16 protein-coding genes are annotated in these 15,917 nt (G+C 43.9%); 11 read left to right on the forward strand and 5 right to left on the reverse strand.

The window, feature by feature from the left end; genetic code table 11:
- Nucleotides 1-117: 117 nt before the first annotated feature.
- Entirely contained in the window at nucleotides 118-1,302 is a 1,185-nt protein-coding gene (locus DYADSP32_RS00840; RefSeq protein WP_149244466.1) for an acetyl-CoA C-acyltransferase, read from the forward strand.
- Between the two features lies 1 nt (nucleotide 1,303).
- Here the strand turns inward: DYADSP32_RS00840 and DYADSP32_RS00845 are convergent, their stop codons facing one another.
- Entirely contained in the window at nucleotides 1,304-1,801 is a 498-nt protein-coding gene (locus tag DYADSP32_RS00845; RefSeq protein WP_149244465.1) for a GtrA family protein, read from the reverse strand.
- A 342-nt stretch (nucleotides 1,802-2,143) separates the two neighbouring features.
- Here DYADSP32_RS00845 and DYADSP32_RS00850 point away from each other — a divergent pair, with 342 nt between their 5' ends.
- The 3 genes from DYADSP32_RS00850 to rodA all read left to right on the forward strand — a co-directional run bounded on the left by DYADSP32_RS00850 (nucleotide 2,144) and on the right by rodA (nucleotide 7,109).
- Nucleotides 2,144-3,718 (forward strand): NFACT RNA binding domain-containing protein, encoded by a 1,575-nt coding sequence (locus DYADSP32_RS00850; RefSeq protein WP_149244464.1) that lies wholly within the window; start codon nucleotides 2,144-2,146, stop codon nucleotides 3,716-3,718.
- Nucleotides 3,719-3,874: 156 nt separating this feature from the next.
- Nucleotides 3,875-5,791 (forward strand): penicillin-binding protein 2, encoded by a 1,917-nt coding sequence (gene mrdA / locus DYADSP32_RS00855; RefSeq protein ID WP_149244463.1) that lies wholly within the window; start codon nucleotides 3,875-3,877, stop codon nucleotides 5,789-5,791.
- Nucleotides 5,792-5,825: 34 nt separating this feature from the next.
- Nucleotides 5,826-7,109, forward strand: a complete 1,284-nt coding sequence (gene rodA, locus DYADSP32_RS00860) for a rod shape-determining protein RodA (RefSeq protein ID WP_149244462.1) — start codon at nucleotides 5,826-5,828, stop codon at nucleotides 7,107-7,109.
- A 67-nt stretch (nucleotides 7,110-7,176) separates the two neighbouring features.
- Here the strand turns inward: rodA and DYADSP32_RS00865 are convergent, their stop codons facing one another.
- Nucleotides 7,177-7,557 carry a DUF423 domain-containing protein gene (locus DYADSP32_RS00865; RefSeq protein WP_149244461.1) on the reverse strand — a complete coding sequence of 127 codons (381 nt, stop codon included), beginning with the start codon at nucleotides 7,555-7,557 and terminating at the stop codon, nucleotides 7,177-7,179.
- Between the two features lie 203 nt (nucleotides 7,558-7,760).
- Here DYADSP32_RS00865 and DYADSP32_RS00870 point away from each other — a divergent pair, with 203 nt between their 5' ends.
- The gene (locus DYADSP32_RS00870; protein WP_149244460.1) at nucleotides 7,761-8,804 is read left to right on the forward strand and encodes a glycosyltransferase family 9 protein; all 1,044 of its coding nucleotides are present in this window, start codon (nucleotides 7,761-7,763) and stop codon (nucleotides 8,802-8,804) included.
- Nucleotides 8,805-8,811: 7 nt separating this feature from the next.
- Here DYADSP32_RS00870 and DYADSP32_RS00875 read toward each other — a convergent pair whose 3' ends face one another.
- Complete coding sequence (locus DYADSP32_RS00875) at nucleotides 8,812-9,474, reverse strand: YggS family pyridoxal phosphate-dependent enzyme (protein ID WP_149244459.1); 663 nt, start codon at nucleotides 9,472-9,474, stop codon at nucleotides 8,812-8,814.
- Nucleotides 9,475-9,617: 143 nt separating this feature from the next.
- Between DYADSP32_RS00875 and DYADSP32_RS00880 the strand changes: the two genes are divergently transcribed.
- The 4 genes from DYADSP32_RS00880 to rplI all read left to right on the forward strand — a co-directional run bounded on the left by DYADSP32_RS00880 (nucleotide 9,618) and on the right by rplI (nucleotide 11,843).
- Nucleotides 9,618-10,559: a hypothetical protein gene (locus DYADSP32_RS00880; RefSeq protein ID WP_149244458.1), complete on the forward strand. Its 942-nt coding sequence runs from the start codon at nucleotides 9,618-9,620 to the stop codon at nucleotides 10,557-10,559.
- Nucleotides 10,560-10,737: 178 nt separating this feature from the next.
- Nucleotides 10,738-11,118 carry a 30S ribosomal protein S6 gene (gene rpsF / locus DYADSP32_RS00885; protein ID WP_149244457.1) on the forward strand — a complete coding sequence of 127 codons (381 nt, stop codon included), beginning with the start codon at nucleotides 10,738-10,740 and terminating at the stop codon, nucleotides 11,116-11,118.
- Between the two features lie 3 nt (nucleotides 11,119-11,121).
- Nucleotides 11,122-11,373 carry a 30S ribosomal protein S18 gene (rpsR, locus tag DYADSP32_RS00890; RefSeq protein ID WP_015811483.1) on the forward strand — a complete coding sequence of 84 codons (252 nt, stop codon included), beginning with the start codon at nucleotides 11,122-11,124 and terminating at the stop codon, nucleotides 11,371-11,373.
- Nucleotides 11,374-11,393: 20 nt separating this feature from the next.
- Nucleotides 11,394-11,843 carry a 50S ribosomal protein L9 gene (rplI, locus tag DYADSP32_RS00895; protein WP_149244456.1) on the forward strand — a complete coding sequence of 150 codons (450 nt, stop codon included), beginning with the start codon at nucleotides 11,394-11,396 and terminating at the stop codon, nucleotides 11,841-11,843.
- A gap of 93 nt (nucleotides 11,844-11,936) precedes the next feature.
- Here rplI and lysM read toward each other — a convergent pair whose 3' ends face one another.
- A complete protein-coding gene (gene lysM, locus DYADSP32_RS00900; protein ID WP_149244455.1) occupies nucleotides 11,937-12,392 on the reverse strand; it encodes a peptidoglycan-binding protein LysM in 456 nt (151 codons plus the stop codon).
- A gap of 212 nt (nucleotides 12,393-12,604) precedes the next feature.
- Between lysM and DYADSP32_RS00905 the strand changes: the two genes are divergently transcribed.
- Nucleotides 12,605-14,248: an FAD-dependent oxidoreductase gene (locus DYADSP32_RS00905; protein ID WP_149244454.1), complete on the forward strand. Its 1,644-nt coding sequence runs from the start codon at nucleotides 12,605-12,607 to the stop codon at nucleotides 14,246-14,248.
- 12 nt (nucleotides 14,249-14,260) lie between these two features.
- Nucleotides 14,261-15,319 (forward strand): beta-ketoacyl synthase chain length factor, encoded by a 1,059-nt coding sequence (locus DYADSP32_RS00910; protein WP_414617401.1) that lies wholly within the window; start codon nucleotides 14,261-14,263, stop codon nucleotides 15,317-15,319.
- A 3-nt stretch (nucleotides 15,320-15,322) separates the two neighbouring features.
- Here the strand turns inward: DYADSP32_RS00910 and DYADSP32_RS00915 are convergent, their stop codons facing one another.
- Nucleotides 15,323-15,859 (reverse strand): YceI family protein, encoded by a 537-nt coding sequence (locus tag DYADSP32_RS00915; protein ID WP_149244453.1) that lies wholly within the window; start codon nucleotides 15,857-15,859, stop codon nucleotides 15,323-15,325.
- Between the last annotated feature and the right edge of the window lie 58 nt (nucleotides 15,860-15,917).

Consider the following 15,917-nt stretch of genomic DNA (forward strand, 5'->3'; position numbering starts at 1 on the left):
ATTAGCTGAATAGAGAACGATTATAGAATCTTCATCCTTGCTTGTTTTGCCTGATTCGTGCAGGATATTGATCCAATAGTTTCTATTTTTGGCTATCGCAATCAACAAAGCCAGATCATGAAGAACGAAGTTTTTATTTTAGCAGCCACCCGAACACCGATTGGAAGTTTTTCAGGTGCTTTATCCTCCGTGCACGCCTGCCGACTAGGGGCGGTAGCCATTAAAGGTGCACTGGAAAAATCCATGGTTGAACCCGATGCTGTGGATGAGGTCTTCGTGGGTAACGTACTGTCCGCGAATCTGGGACAGGCACCGGCGCGGCAGGCTGCTGTTTTTGCAGGATTACCTTCCAAAGTGATTTGCACCACGGTCAATAAAGTTTGCGCATCAGGCATGAAAGCGGTGGTTTTTGGCGCTCAGTCCATTCAGTTGGGCGATGCAGAAATAGTGGTGGCCGGAGGTATGGAAAATATGTCCCAGGTTCCATACTATTTGCCAAAGGCCAGAAACGGGTACGGTTACGGTCACGGTGAACTGGTCGACGGTCTGTTGAAAGACGGATTGACCGATGTTTATGATCAGATTGGGATGGGGGTTTGTGGTGATCGTACAGCCTCCAAATACGACATCACCCGCTTGCAGCAGGATGAGTTTGCCGTGAGCTCTTACCAGCGAAGTGCTGCTGCCACGGAGAGTGGATATTTTAAAAATGAAATTATACCAGTTGAAATGCCGTCAGCAAAGGGCGGTGATGCTGTTGTTATTACAGAGGATGAGGAGTTTAAGAAAGTAAAATTTGAGAAAATACCTACGCTTAAACCTGTATTTTCCAAGGATGGATCTGTTACTGCTGCCAATGCATCCACCCTGAACGATGGAGCGGCCGCTATCATTCTTGCTTCACAGCAAGCCTTGCAAAGGAGTGGGCTAAAACCGATTGCCAGAATTGTAGCTTATGCAGACGCCGAACAGGAGCCGGCCTGGTTTACCACTACACCCATCCTGGCTACCAAAAAGGTGCTGTCCAAGGCTGGTCTTTCGCTGAATGATATTGATTATTTCGAGGTAAATGAAGCTTTTTCGGTGGTTGCGCTGGCATTTATGAAAGAACTCGAGGTGCCCCATGACAAGTTGAATGTATTTGGAGGGGCGGTCTCATTGGGGCATCCGCTGGGCGCTTCAGGAGCCAGGATTATCACCACCTTGCTTTCCGTACTCAGGCAAAAAAACGGGAAGCTTGGCCTGGCAACGATATGTAACGGCGGAGGTGGCGCTTCGGCCATTATTATAGAACTTCTCTGATTTACCGTATAAGCACCTTCAGGCGATCATAAAAACCGGTACTTTTGAAAGTAAAGGTTTTATGGAGTATGTAGTTGCTGACAAAGCTGAAACCCATTCCTATAATGTAACAGCCCATTTCGTTCACGTTGATGGCTTTACTGGATCCCGGAATAATGTAATTGAAAGTTTCCAGGTAATTGTTTGAGAAATAGTAGGCTAATCTGGTGAAAATATCGGTAACGAATCCCGAAAACAGAGCAACCATGAGGAATTTGACCATTTCACGTCTGGTCTGATTGGTTTTGCGTGCGTCAAATGCGAATAATTTGGTTAACGTAAAACCGACAATAAAGGAAAGCAGATAGGAAGGCCAGATGGACTGCTGAAAAGTAATGTTAAACCAGTCCTGAATTAAACTACTGCAAACAAGCTGTACGACGGCTCCGGTACCGGCGACCAGAAAATAAGCTATTAAGTCCTTGGTATTGAATATTTTGCTTTTTTTTGGTAGAGTCACCTGGGCTGTTTTTAGTTTGTTCAGTTTGTTTCCGACCTCAATATTAGAAAGAAATTGATATTGAAACAAAGATCACTTCTGTATTTGAGCGAACGGTTGTAACTTTAGAGTTATAAAAGCGGGTTTTTATTCCGTACAAATCGTTTGCCTATGTTCACGCCTGATTAGTACGCTGACAAATTGATTGCAGCCTGCCTTCTGGCATTGATAGTAGAGAGATTTGGTTGAATTATAAAGACGTTATATGATCTTTGTTCCATCAATGAGCTGTTTATTACTAACGGATCCTGAAAAACAAAAATTGAGTCGGTTTAAACAACGGACTTCCAAATTATTCCACAATTGCATCAAAATTATTACTTCCTAAAACAACTCGCTCCGGCGTTGAACAAGGTACTTTCGGGGAAATTGTTTATCGAAGCCTTCAGTCAGGAGAAGGATGAGCTGATACTTGTCTTTGCCGACTCCTCTGAAACGGAGGAATGGGTTAATCCATTTTTTATCAAGGCCACACTCCGGCCCAATTTCGCCTGTCTGAGTTTTCCTGATAGTTTTCAACGGGCCAGAAGAAACAGTGTGAACCTGTTTGTGGATTTGTATGGGAAATCGATCGAACAGGTACGGGTGTTTCTGAATGAGAGAGCCATTGAGCTAAAACTGGCAAGCGGTGAGGCTATGGTGTTTAAATTATTTGGCAACAGATCCAACATTATCTCTTTTGACAGGGATAAGCAGGTGTCGGAGGTTTTCAATCATAAACTTACGCCGGATCAAACCATTTCATTGATAGGATTAGACCGGCCTATCGATCAGTCTTTTGAAGCATTTGTACAAAACGAGCTCAAATATGAACCGCTTTTTCCGACTTTTGGAAAATTGGTTAAGAAGTATCTGGATGCCCAACTGGAAGGAAAGACCAGCGCTAACGAACGTTGGGAGGTTGTACAGCAGGTTCTGGGGCAAATCTCAAGCGGTGAATTTTATATTTTGCGAACCGAGCTGATGCCCACGCTGAGTTTATTAGAAGTAGAATTAGTTGAGGCCCAGTATCAGGATCCTATTCTGGCTCTCAACGCATTCTATTATGCCTACATTCGGCTTACAGGAATTGAAAAAGGAAAGGCTGAAATCATCAGAATACTTAAAAAGCGGATTCAACAAACCGAGAGTTACCTTGAGAATACTTTCAGGAAGTTATTGGAACTGGAAGAAGGCTCTAAAAATGATGAAGTAGCCAACATCCTGATGGCCAACCTGCATCAGATACCTGCCCGGGCTGAAGTGGTGGAGTTGTTTGATTTTTATCATGACAAACCCATCAAAATCAAACTGAAAAAAGACTTGTCGCCACAGAGAAATGCGGAGGTATATTACCGCAAGTCAAAAAATGAAAAAATAGAACTGGCCAAGTTGCATGAGGGTCTTCGGGCCAGGGAGAATGAAAAGATCAAAATGACCGGCTATCTCGAAGCGATCGCCAGGATTGAGATCCTGAGGGAACTTAGAGCATTTATCAAAGCCAATGGCCTTGCTGGTGGGGAAGCAGCACCGCTTACACAGGCTGAACTTTTCAAACGCGTGGATTATCAGGGTTATGTGATTTTAATAGGTCGGAATGCAAAAAACAATGATGTACTTACCAAGCAGTACGCTTTCAAAGAAGACCTGTGGCTTCATGCCCGGGATGTGCCTGGCTCACATGTGATTATCAAATATCAGCCTGGAAAGAAATTCCCTTCCACGGTGATTGAACGCGCAGCGGAACTCGCTGCTTTTTATTCCAAAAGAAAGACCGACAGCCTGTGTCCGGTTATTGTCACACCCAAAAAATATGTTCGAAAATTAAAGGGAATGCCCGATGGGGCTGTGATTGTAGACAAAGAGGATGTGGTGATGGTGGTGGCAAAAGGGGAATGACAAATCGGAGTATTTTGAGTATTTATGGGGTTTTTTGAATGCGTATATACCAACCTGCAAATTGACTGATAAAAGGGAGTAAACCTCCTTTGATAAGTCTTTCGATATCACGAACTTCGTGGGAAATTTGTGAGAACTGGAATATTATAGTGCAGAATGCTTGAAAATCGTCGCTTCGTCATCATTGGATTTTTTGTCTTAATCGGCGTTATTTATTTAATGCGTCTCTTTTACCTTCAGGTTCTGGATGAAAGTTACTCCATCGAATCGTCCAGTAATTCCATAAAACGTGTCATTGAAATTCCTTTCCGGGGCCAGATCTATGATCGTTACGGGAAGCTGATCGTATACAATACTCCTGTGTACGATTTGCTGGTAACGCCGTACAAAGTCCGGGTGGAGGATACGCTGCGCTTTTGTAAGGTTTTGGGCATAGAGAAGCGTGAATTCGATAGTTTGATTACCGCTGCAAGTGCCTATTCCAGATTTAAACCTTCTTTGTTTCTCAGGCAGCTTTCAAAAGAAGATTTTGCTTCGATTCAGGACGTGATGGTCGATTACAAAGGTTTTGAATTTGCCAAGAGCTCATTGAGAACCTACACAGCCCCGACTTTGGCCAATACGCTGGGGTACGTAAGTGAAATATCCAAAGGACAGCTAGAGAAACAAGAAACACCTTATTACCGTCAAAGTGACTACATAGGGCAAAGTGGTATTGAAAAAGTGTATGAAAATGAACTTCGGGGTAAAAGAGGCATCAAGTTTGTGATGCAAAATGTGTCTGGTGTATACAAGGGTTCCTGGAAAAACGGAGAATTGGACACCATGGCGGTAGCGGGAGATAACCTGTATTCGGGGATTGATCTGGAGGTACAGCAATATGCCGACAGCCTTATGGTCAACAAGGTAGGAAGTGTGGTGGCTATTGAACCCAAAACCGGCCAGGTGCTCGTGATGGTTTCGGCACCCACTTATGATCCCAATATTCTGGCAAGCCGGTATTTTTCTAAAAACTATTCTGTATTGAACAGAAATCCATACAAACCGTTGTTTAACAGACCCGTAATGGCAAGCTATCGTCCTGGTTCAACGTTTAAGCTGATACAGGCACTGGTCGGTTTGGAAGAGGGGGTCATTACGCCTGGCAGTGGATTTTCACACGCCAACTGTCCCATAGGATGTCACAATCACCCGGCAACAAGTTCCGTTGCTTTGGGCGTGGCACACTCGTGTAATCCTTATTTTTACAACGTTTTCAGACGGATCATGTATAAGAACAATATTGCCAATACCTTCAGAGCATCTGCGGTAGGTCTGCAGGCATGGCATGAGGATGTAAGCAAATTTGGGATAGGGCAGCGGCTTGGGATAGATTTGCCAAGTGAAAGAAAGGGAAATTTACCAGACAAAAAGTACTATGACAAAATTTATGGCGAAGGCCGCTGGAAGTTTTCCAATATTTATTCGGTAAGTATTGGCGAGGGAGAGATATTGATCACTCCGTTGAAGATGGCGAACGTAGCGGCGATCATTGCCAATAAGGGTTATTTTTATACACCCCATGTCATTCACGGCGTGGGAGATAAAAAGAGACTCGCGCCAGAGTTTACTACCCGACATGAGACGGATGTGGACTCCCGCCATTTTGACCCGGTGATTGAAGGTATGATTGGCGCAGTGGAGGCGGGTACTGCAAAGAATGCAAGGATTGAGGGCGTTACCGTTGCCGGTAAAACAGGAACCTCCCAGAACAAAAAAGGGGATGATCATTCGATATTCATAGGTTTTGCACCAGCTGAAAATCCCAAAATAGTAATAGCAGTATTCGTAGAAAATGCCGGGTTTGGTGGATCCGCCGCAGCTCCCATCGCCGGACTTATTATGGAAAAGTTTCTTTCCAGAAAAGTGACAAACAAAGCCATGGAAACCAGGATGCTGAATCTCAATCTGATGAGTAAAGTGGTTTTGCCCGGTCAGCCCAGACCGGTTAAACCAGATACTGCAAAAAAACAGGTTCCGCAGAAAGAAGTTCTGTACAAGGAGCCGTCGGGGAATAGTCCGGTTACGAGGTAGAAGGAATCACATTTTATTTTTGAAATCAATTACCATGGCGGAAAGTAAGCCCATAACAAAAAATGTAGATTGGATGGTTGTGCTGATATATATCGCCTGCCTGGCAATCGGATGGGTAAACATTTATGCAGCGGTGTATAATCCCGAGGTGAACAGCAGCATGTTCGATCTGAACAATAATGCGGGCAAACAGTTGATGTGGATCGGAACAACGGTGATCCTGATCACCTGTATTCTGGTGATTGACTATAAGTTTTACGAAACTTTTTCCTTCATCATTTTCGCTATTATCATCTTTTTACTGATTGTTGTTTTGTTTGCCGGTTCCAATATCAATGGTTCCAGGTCATGGATCAAGTTTGGGGCCATGTCGCTTCAGCCAGCGCAGTTTGCGAACCTTGGAGTAAGCCTGGCTATAGCTAAATATCTGAGTGATCCGGCGATTAGTCTGACAAAACGACTGAAAGAATATTATCCGATTATAGGTATCATTGCCGTGCCTTCCCTGCTGATTTTGCTCTCCAATGAAACGGGCTCGATGCTGGTTTTCGCTTCATTCGCCATTGTACTTTACCGGGAGGGTATGCCTGGTTTCATCCCGGCCATTGGCATCGTTACCGCGGCGCTTTTGATTATTACCCTTCTTTTTGTGAAATGGTACATTGCAGGGATCATCGTGTTGATTGCCGGTGCAACCATCTGGCTCATGCCCACCATGACGCGGCGACAAGGTGGACTTTGGGCTACCATACTGGTAGCCGGGGTGATGCTTGGGATCGTGTTCGGCGTGGATTTTTTTATGAACAATGTGCTCCAAAAGCATCAGAGAGGTAGAATTATGGTCTTGCTGGATCCCGATTCCGATCCGCGAGGTGACGGGTGGAACGTAATCCAATCAAAAATTGCAATCGGCTCTGGCGGATTTACAGGCAAGGGATTTTTACAGGGAACCCAAACCAAATTTGACTTTGTGCCAGAACAAAGTACCGACTTTATTTTTTGTACCGTTGGAGAGGAATATGGCTTTGTGGGTACGTTTGTCGTGGTTACATTGTTTATACTTCTGATCTCCAGACTGGTAATTTTAGCAGAACGACAGCGAAGCCGTTTCGCAAGGGTTTACGGATACTGTGTGGCGGGGATATTTTTCTTCCATTTTATGGTCAATATCGGCATGACGGTAGGACTTATGCCAGTCATCGGCATACCCCTTCCATTTTTTAGTTATGGGGGGTCGTCGCTGTGGTCGTTCTCCATCTTGCTTTTTGTATTCCTGAAAATAGACTCTCAAAGACCATTTACTCTTTCCAGAGGATGAGTCTTAAGTGGTTAATTATTCATAGACATCGTTTTCTGATTAACAATTAACACTTGGTAACTAACCCTTAAACAAGTTTCCCCGCTGCTACAATCAAAAGCACCCAGCCGACAATTAAGGCTACGCCTCCTATGGGAGCTGTTGCGCCAAATTTGGTGATCCCTGTAAAGCAGATGGCATACAGGGAGCCTGAAAAAATGATAACCCCGACAGCAAAAGCGTTACCGGACCATCCCAACAATTTGACTGCATCTGTACCGGCCCGTTGCATGAGCAGGCCCACCAGTACCATAGCAATTGCATGGTAAAATTGATATTTCACGGCAGTTTCAAAAGTGTCGGTACGGCCTGAGGTTTCTAGCATACCCTTCAATGCATGTGCCCCGAAGGCCCCTAGTGCTACTGCCAGTGCTCCTAAAACACCTCCGGCTTGAATCATAAATTTCATTTATTTGAAAATTAAATTTTTGGTACTGAGAATAAGCAAAACCCCTGTCCATTTTTTGAACCCACAAGCAGGAGTCAGCCGAAACGGGTTGTTTCGGGAGCGCCACAAAGTTAGTTTTGGAAAAAGGGGTAACCAACTCTTTTGACGGTTTTTATTATCTTGCGCGCTTTAAAGCATTCCATGCTTTTCCTGAAAAAATACGAATGACATTGAAACGATTTTTACAGCTCTGGACACACCGTTATCATAAGTACTCTCACATTTTTAAGGCTCATCTGGCAGGTTATATTTCCTGGCTTCATTTTGCAATCATTAAGTTCAGGCTCAAAAAAGGTCAGGAACTGATTGCCATCATACGCACAGAGCATTTTGGGGATATTGTGGCGGCCGAACCGATTTCGCGGCTTGTCAGAAGCAATAATCCAAACGCCTACATCGTCTGGTTTGTCAAACCGGCCTATCATCAGCTTATTGATCGTAACCCGCACATTGACGAAACACACCAGGAGTTTTGTGTAACTGAACGACAAACACTATTACGGACAGGTATTTTTGACAAGGTATTCGCGCTACAGTTTCGCAACAACAATCATTGTCCCAAATGTCAGATTTTTACTGAAAATCCGACAGCCCAGCGTTTGGGTATAAATGTATTTACCTATTTCAATTTTGGGAATCTTTTGGAGGTGTTTTGCAAAACAGGCGGGCTGATCGCGCCTTCGGAGTCCTTTCCGGGTGAAGATCATCCGCGGTTATACTTGTCTGACCAGGACAGGAGTAAGGTAGATGGTCTCAATTTGGCAAAGCCCTTCCTGGTGGTGCATTGCCAGTCTAATTATGCCCCGAAAGACTGGCCTCAGGATCGCTGGGAGTACTTGATCGAATGGTTAATCGGGCATTACGATTATGACATCGTTGAGATTGGTCTAAAAAGCAACCTGAGTCTGCAAAATTCTGCGTATAAAAATTTGTGCGGTCAACTTACGATTCTGGAAACTGCCGAAGTGATCCGTAGGGCGTCCTATTTTATCGGACTGGACAGCGGCCCATCTCATCTGGCCAATGCGGCCGGAACCTTCGGGATTATTCTGATGGGATCGCTCAATGATTTTAAGTCCTACAATCCTTATTCCGGACGTTTTGGCCGAAGGGAAAATGCCGTTTTTGTCCGCCAGGAAGGCCATCCTTGCGCGGATATGTCCTTTGAGTTTGTACGGGATGAAGTGGCTAAAGTGTTGAATAAATAACGGCAGCTTAACGGCCGCCAAAAATTGCACTGCCTACTCTGACGAGTGTGCTACCCTCATCTACGGCAATCTGGTAGTCGCCACTCATGCCCATGGAGAGTTCTTTGAGCGAAACACGATCATGGTTGTATATTTGTAGAGAGTCAAATAAGTTTTTCAAACCACGGAATTCATTCCTGATTTTATCAGAATCGTCTGTAAATGAACCCATGCCCATCAGACCGGCAATACGGATATTTTTGAAAGTAAGCAGGTCAGGGGAGGTGAGGATTTCGATAGCTTCTTCCTTTGAAAGTCCAAATTTCGTTTCTTCATCCGCGATGAAAATTTGAAGCAGGCAGTCTATCACCCGATTATGTTTTAAAGCCTCTTTGTTTATTTCTCTAAGTAGCTTCAAACTATCCACGGAATGGATCATAGAGACAAAGGAAGCCATGTACTTTACTTTGTTCGATTGCAGATGCCCAATCATGTGCCATTCGATATCTTTAGGCATACGCTCATATTTTTCCACCATTTCCTGAACCTTATTCTCCCCGAAACGTTTGAATCCTGAGTTGTAGGCTTCGTCGAGAGTGGCAACGGGTTTGGTCTTGGTAACGGCAATTAACCGTGCTTTTCCGTCAATTGTTTGTATTATGTTTGCAATATTTTCTGCGATTTCGGACATGTTGAAGACGATTCTGGGCCAGGTTAAAAAAGGATATGGTGCAATGATTAAATCGCGATTTACAGATTTTAAGGATAAGTTATTTCAAAATTGAAAAAAACGTAGTTCTTTTACCAATCAAACTTAATAATTCAACCTTCGAAATGGACTACAATCAGGAGCAAAAGCAGGATCGTAAAACGTTGCTTTGGGCCGCTTTGGCAGTTTTGGCATTGCTTAATTTAGTGCTTGTCTATTTTATTTACCACGAAAAACAGGAGAATACCGCCAAGGATCAAATCATCACCGCCAAAACGGAGGAGGTTCTGTTTACCAAAACGAAGCTGGATTCTATTTCCACAGAGCTGGATTTGAAAATTGCAGAAATCCAACAATTGGGTGGAAGTGTTGACTCGCTGGTTGCCCTAAAGGCGCAATTGGAAAGAGACAAGGTAGAGCTCAAGAACATGAATAGTTTTTCGGCAGCGAATTATGATAAGAAAATTCGCTCCTACGAATCTATTTTAAATCAAAAGGATCAGGAGATTGTACGCTTGAAAGAGGAGCTCGGTGTGGTAACCAGTAAAAATGAAGAACTGAACGAAAAAGTAAGCGGGCTCGAGTCGGAAAAGCAGCAGCTTGCTGATTCGGTAACCAACTATACGGTGCAAAATAAAGAACTTAGTGAAAAGGTAAACATAGCTTCGGCTTTGCGGGCAGAGAATATCACCATCCGGGCCGTGTCATCGAAAGGAAAGGAGCGTGATGGTGAAAAGTTCAAAGCGAAGCGCATTGACAAACTGAAAGTGAGCTTTCGCCTGGGGGATAACGCAGTTGCCCGAAAAAATGAAAAGGAGATTTATTTGCGTATTCTTAATCCTGACGGAGCCGTGCTTTCCGATATGGCTACCGGCTCTGGAGCTTTCACCGTAGGTGGAAAGGAAATGATCTATAGTTCCAAACAAACCATTGAATTCACCAATACCCAACAAACCGTTGATATTATTTATGGGCGTGGCGGCATCCCCATGAAGGACGGTAAATATGTAGTGGAGGTGCTTTGTGAGGGCGTGCAGATTGGCAAGGCGGATTTTACTGTAAAATAGCGCGGCTCTGGGAGCCTAATTCAGGCTAAATCGCTAAAATACAGGATATCATACTTCAATATTATACACAGGGCTTGGAATTACGGATTTCAAGCCCTATTTTTGCACCCTTATTTTGGATATGTTCCAAAGTGAGGGTTTGTATTAATATCATAATTTTTATTTAATCAATTACCGTATGTCTAAGCAATATGAAACGGTGTTCATTCTAACTCCCATCTTGTCTGAGGCCCAGACGAGGGACGCCGTTGAAAAATTCAGAGCCATTATTACCGATAACGGTGGTGCTATGGTCCATGAAGAAGATTGGGGATTGCGTAAGCTGGCCTATCCCATCCAAAAGAAGAATTCAGGCTTTTACAATGTGTTTGAATACACGACCTCAGAAGTGAACGTTGTGGATATTCTGGAAACTGAATTCCGTCGTGACGAGCGCGTTTTGCGTTTTATGACTATCGTTCTTGACAAACATTCTATCGCTTACAACGAGAAGAAACGTAAAGGACTGGTAGGTAGAAAAAGAGAAGTATCTACAGAAACTAAAACCGAAAACGCCTAAGCTATGTCACTAGTAAACGAACCGGTTGAAAAAAACATTAACCGTAAGAAATATTGCCGCTTTAAGAAAGCAGGCATTAAATATATTGATTACAAGAACCCAGACTTTTTGTTGAAGCTTGTAAATGAGCAAGGCAAGATTTTGCCACGTCGCCTAACAGGTACCAGCCTGAAATATCAGCGTAAAGTATCACAGGCAATTAAAAGAGCACGTCATTTGGCTTTATTGCCTTTCGTTGCGGATCAATTGAAATAAAATAGAAAGAGCTACGAACAATGGAAATCATACTAATAACTGATATAGCTGGGGTGGGTTATAAGAACGATATCGTTACCGTGAAGGCGGGCTACGGTCGTAATTACCTTATTCCACAAGGTTTTGCATTATTGGCTAATCCCTCTAATCGCAAAATCGTTGCAGAAAACGTGCGTCAGGCTTCTCACAAGGCTGAAAAGCTTAAGAAAGATGCTGAAGAAATTGCAGCGGCAATCGGAGATCTTACAATTGACATCCGTACGGTGGTTGGAGAAAGCGGCCGTATTTTCGGACGTGTTACCAATACACAGGTTTCTGACATACTTAAATCAAAAGGCTTCGATATCGACCGTAAGAAAATTACCGTTGATGATGTGAAATCGATCGGCACTTATGGTGCATTGATCGATCTTCATAAAGAGGTAAAACACAAGATTACGTTAAACGTAGTTGCGTCCGACGATAAGTAATTGTCAGCGAGCATAAATAAAAAAAGACAATCCGAGAGGGTTGTCTTTTTTTATGCGCTTATCTGCCAAAACAGATAAAAATTGTATGGATCATTACAGGGCTGGGATTCTGAGAACTTGTCCTGGATAGATTTTATCCGGATGTGTCAGCATCGGTTTGTTTGCTTCAAAAATGATTGGATATTTCATCATATCTCCGTAAACAGTCTGCGCGATCTTGGATAGGGTATCTCCTTTTTCAACGGTATGATAAGTGGCAGGTGGGGCTGGGGTAGCAACCGTCAGGTTATTGTCTACCACTTCCACGCCTTCTACATTGCCCACAGCAAGGGCAATTTTTTCAGAGTCTTCCTGTGCGGATACTTCGCCTTCGATAGTAACCGTGTCGCCCGAAGTTTTTACAGTGAGTGATTTGTACGGAAGACCTAATGCCTTTACGTGGGCAAGAAGTGCACTGGCGCGCAATGGTTCAGCTTCAGGAGTTGGAGCTGCTTCTTCTTTTTTGAATATTTTTTCACCTACTCCCTTAAAAAAAGACAAAAGTCCCATAATGATTGTTAGTTTTTTTGTTAAAAAAAAGTGTTAAAACTGGATTCAAAGCTAAACTATTTTCGGCTTAGAACAACTTTAAGACTAAAAAATAACGGTGTCGTCACATTTGTCATTGTGATTATTTTGAAAGATATTCCTTCCTTAAAACTTTCATCTTAGTACTTTTGCTCATCACAAAGAATTGTCCTGGTAACTAGCACCATAAATTAATGAATCGTAAGGAGTCAATTGAACGGCTTGCCCATGAAGAATTTGATATTTGCATTATTGGTGCGGGTGCCAGTGGAGCGGGCTGTGCCCTTGATGCGGTGCTGAGGGGTTACACAGTTGCGCTCATTGATAAGCAGGATTTCGCTTCTGAAACGTCTTCAAAATCTACAAAGTTAATCCACGGCGGTGTTCGCTATCTGGAACAAGCATTCAAGAAACTGGATTTCGGTCAGCTTAAGCAGGTTCGTCACGGTCTGGAAGAACGGCACATTGTGTTGAACAATGCGCCGCATCTGGCCAGGCCACTACCTCTCTTAACACCCGTTGCCTCGTGGCTGGAAGGGCTATATTTTTCAATCGGGCTCATGATGTATGATAGTTTTGCAACGAATGACTCACTTCCCAAAAGTAAATGGCTCTCCAAAAAGGACGTGCTGGCCAGAATGCCAACCCTGAATAAAAGTAAGCTTCATAGTGCGGTGTTGTATTATGATGGGCAACTGGATGACGCACGTTATTGTCTGGCCCTTACGCAATCGGCATCAGAAGGGGGGGCTGTGGTCGCAAATTATATGGAGGTTGTTGGATTCAATAAAGAGACGAACGGTAAAGTTACTGGAGTACAGGTTACTGATGCCTTGTCTGGGGTGGGAATTGAGATAAAATCAAAGCTTGTTGTTAACTGTACCGGACCTTTTTCTGATAAAATCCGCCTGATGGCTAATCCCGGCTTGCCGGAACGCATTCGTCCCAGTAAAGGCGTACATGTGGTGCTTCCCTATGAAACTTTGAACAGCGACCATGCCATGCTGATCCCCAAAACCTCTGATGGCCGTGTGGTATTTGCCATTCCTTTTGAAGGGGCAATGATGATTGGAACAACCGATACAGAGAGTAATGGGTTTGATACGGAGTCGGCCTTAAATAGGGAAGAAAAGCAATACTTGGTAGATACTTTGAATCCCTATCTTGCCCAACCCATTGATATTACAAAACTGAAAGCAGGTTTTGGTGGCTTGCGGCCCCTGCTTTCCGCTGATCCCGGTAAGTCTACAAAAAGCCTTCTGAGAGATCATGAAGTTGAAATAGATGACGAAACCAATCTTGTGAGCCTGCTTGGCGGTAAATGGACGACCTACCGGTTGATGGCGAAGGATACAATCGATCAGGTTGACGGTATTTTCAAACGCAAAAACGCGTGCAGCACGGACACGCATATTTTGGCTGGTGGAGAAAATTATGATTTTGAAGCCTGGAAGGCACTCCGATCGACTTACTCGTTGCCGGCGGAGGTATGTCAGCATTTGGTAAGAAAATATGGGTGCAGGGCAAAAGAGGTGTGCGAACTGACCTGGGCGAATCCTTCCTTGAAAATGCTATTGCATGCCGATCACCCCTACATCGGAGCAGAAGTGGTGTACACAGCCACGCACGAAATGGCTGTTACCCCACGTGATTTTTTGGCCCGTAGGATCCGGTTGGAAATTACAGACTGGCAGGCCGCGCTGGACAGTGTAGAGCGTGTATGCGATTTAATGGCGCCCGTGCTTGCATGGACTGAAGAGCAAAAAATTGAGTATAGCCGGTCATACAGATCCTTATTGGTAGGCTTTATGCAAGAAGCAGGCTTAACAGCAAAGTAAATAACGATGGATGTGAATGCTGAGAAGGGAATATTTATTACGGATTGCTACTGCATTTCACCGCAGCTGACCTATAATGCTACTTTTTTCGAAGAACCACCGGTTGTACACCGTGGTAATATGTACCAGGCGAAAGAACCCGTGTATGCCAACTTGATTCCTGCCGGGCTATTGCGAAGGATGGGTAAGGCGGTACGAATGGGGGTGGGGGCAGGGCTGCCTTTAATCAATAGGAACCCGGGACTTGATGGCATAATCTTAGGAACGGCCAACGGTGGATTGGAAGATTGTATCAAGTTTCTGAATCAGATCGTCGATTATGAGGAGGGTACACTTACCCCCACTAACTTTGTCCAGAGCACGCCCAATGCCATAGGTGGCAGCCTCGCACTTCTGAGTAGGAATACCGGCTACAGTACGACGCATGTGAACAAAGGCCTGGCCTTTGAGAGTGCGTTGCTGGATGCATTCCTTTTAATCGATGAGGGTGGCGCTATAAAACTACTTTTGGGCGGCGTTGAAGAGATTTCGGAATACAATTATAATATCGATTTTCTTGGCGGATTATTTAAAGAAGAAGAGGTTACTTCCTCCACACTATTAAATTCTGATACACCAGGTACAGTTTGCGGAGAAGGCGCTGCGATGTTTGTAGTCTCGTCTGAAAAAACAGCCGACTCTCTTGCGGAAATTGTAGATGTGGATCAGATAACCAATCCTACCGAAAATGAACTAAACGAAAAGCTCAGCCAGATGCTCATCCGTAATGGTCTGAATCAAAAAGACATTGATACATTGATTCTGGGCTACAATGGCGATAACCGCAGCGATTTTTGGTTCCAGAATGTCCGGGATTCTTTTTTTTCGGAAAGCGAAATGCATAGCTACAAACAGCTGGTAGGCGATTACCCAACTTCTTCGGCATTCGCCATGTGGCTTGGCGTTCAGCTTATTTCAGGAAAAAATGTTCCAGGTCGTGGTACTGAAAAAAATCGGAAAGCGAGGCATGTTTTGATATACAATCATTACAAGGCAGTTCAGCATGGTTTTATTTTGCTGTCTGCCATCTGAGTTTTATTTAGCCATGACCGGCACCAATATATCTACGGTCGTGTAGTCGGAATCTTTTCCTGTTGACTTGCCTATCCCAAACTCCCCGCGATTTACTTTGAAACTCCCACGAAACCGGGCTTTGCCATTGTCTTCTTCAAATGCGAAGGGGATTGAGATCTCTTTTTTTATACCATGAAGGTCCAGCTCACCTTTTACATTGTAAGAAGTATCTGTCCGGCTCACTTCAGAGGAAACAAAACGGATGACCGGGAATCTCTCCGCATCAAACCATTTTTCGCTAACGGCATGTTTGTTTTTCAGATCCTTACCTGTATTGATGGAGGCAACATCAATAGTTACATCGAAACGCGATTTGGCAGGCTCTGTTGGATTAAAAAGAATGGTGCCTGTTAGTTTATCGAAAGTCCCTTCTGCAAATTTTCCATTAAAACCGATCCTGTAATCTGCAGAGATCTCCCACTCCTGAGTTGTGGTTAATTTGAATGCGCTCACCACCAGTATGATCAATGATAGGTGCAGCAACTGAATTTTTTTCATGGCCTGTTTTCTAAATTTTCACAAAATTATATCGTGCTGACAGAGTTGTTGGTTTTCA

Origin of the sequence: Dyadobacter sp. 32, assembly GCF_902506755.1 — a bacterium.
Classification (GTDB): domain Bacteria; phylum Bacteroidota; class Bacteroidia; order Cytophagales; family Spirosomataceae; genus Dyadobacter.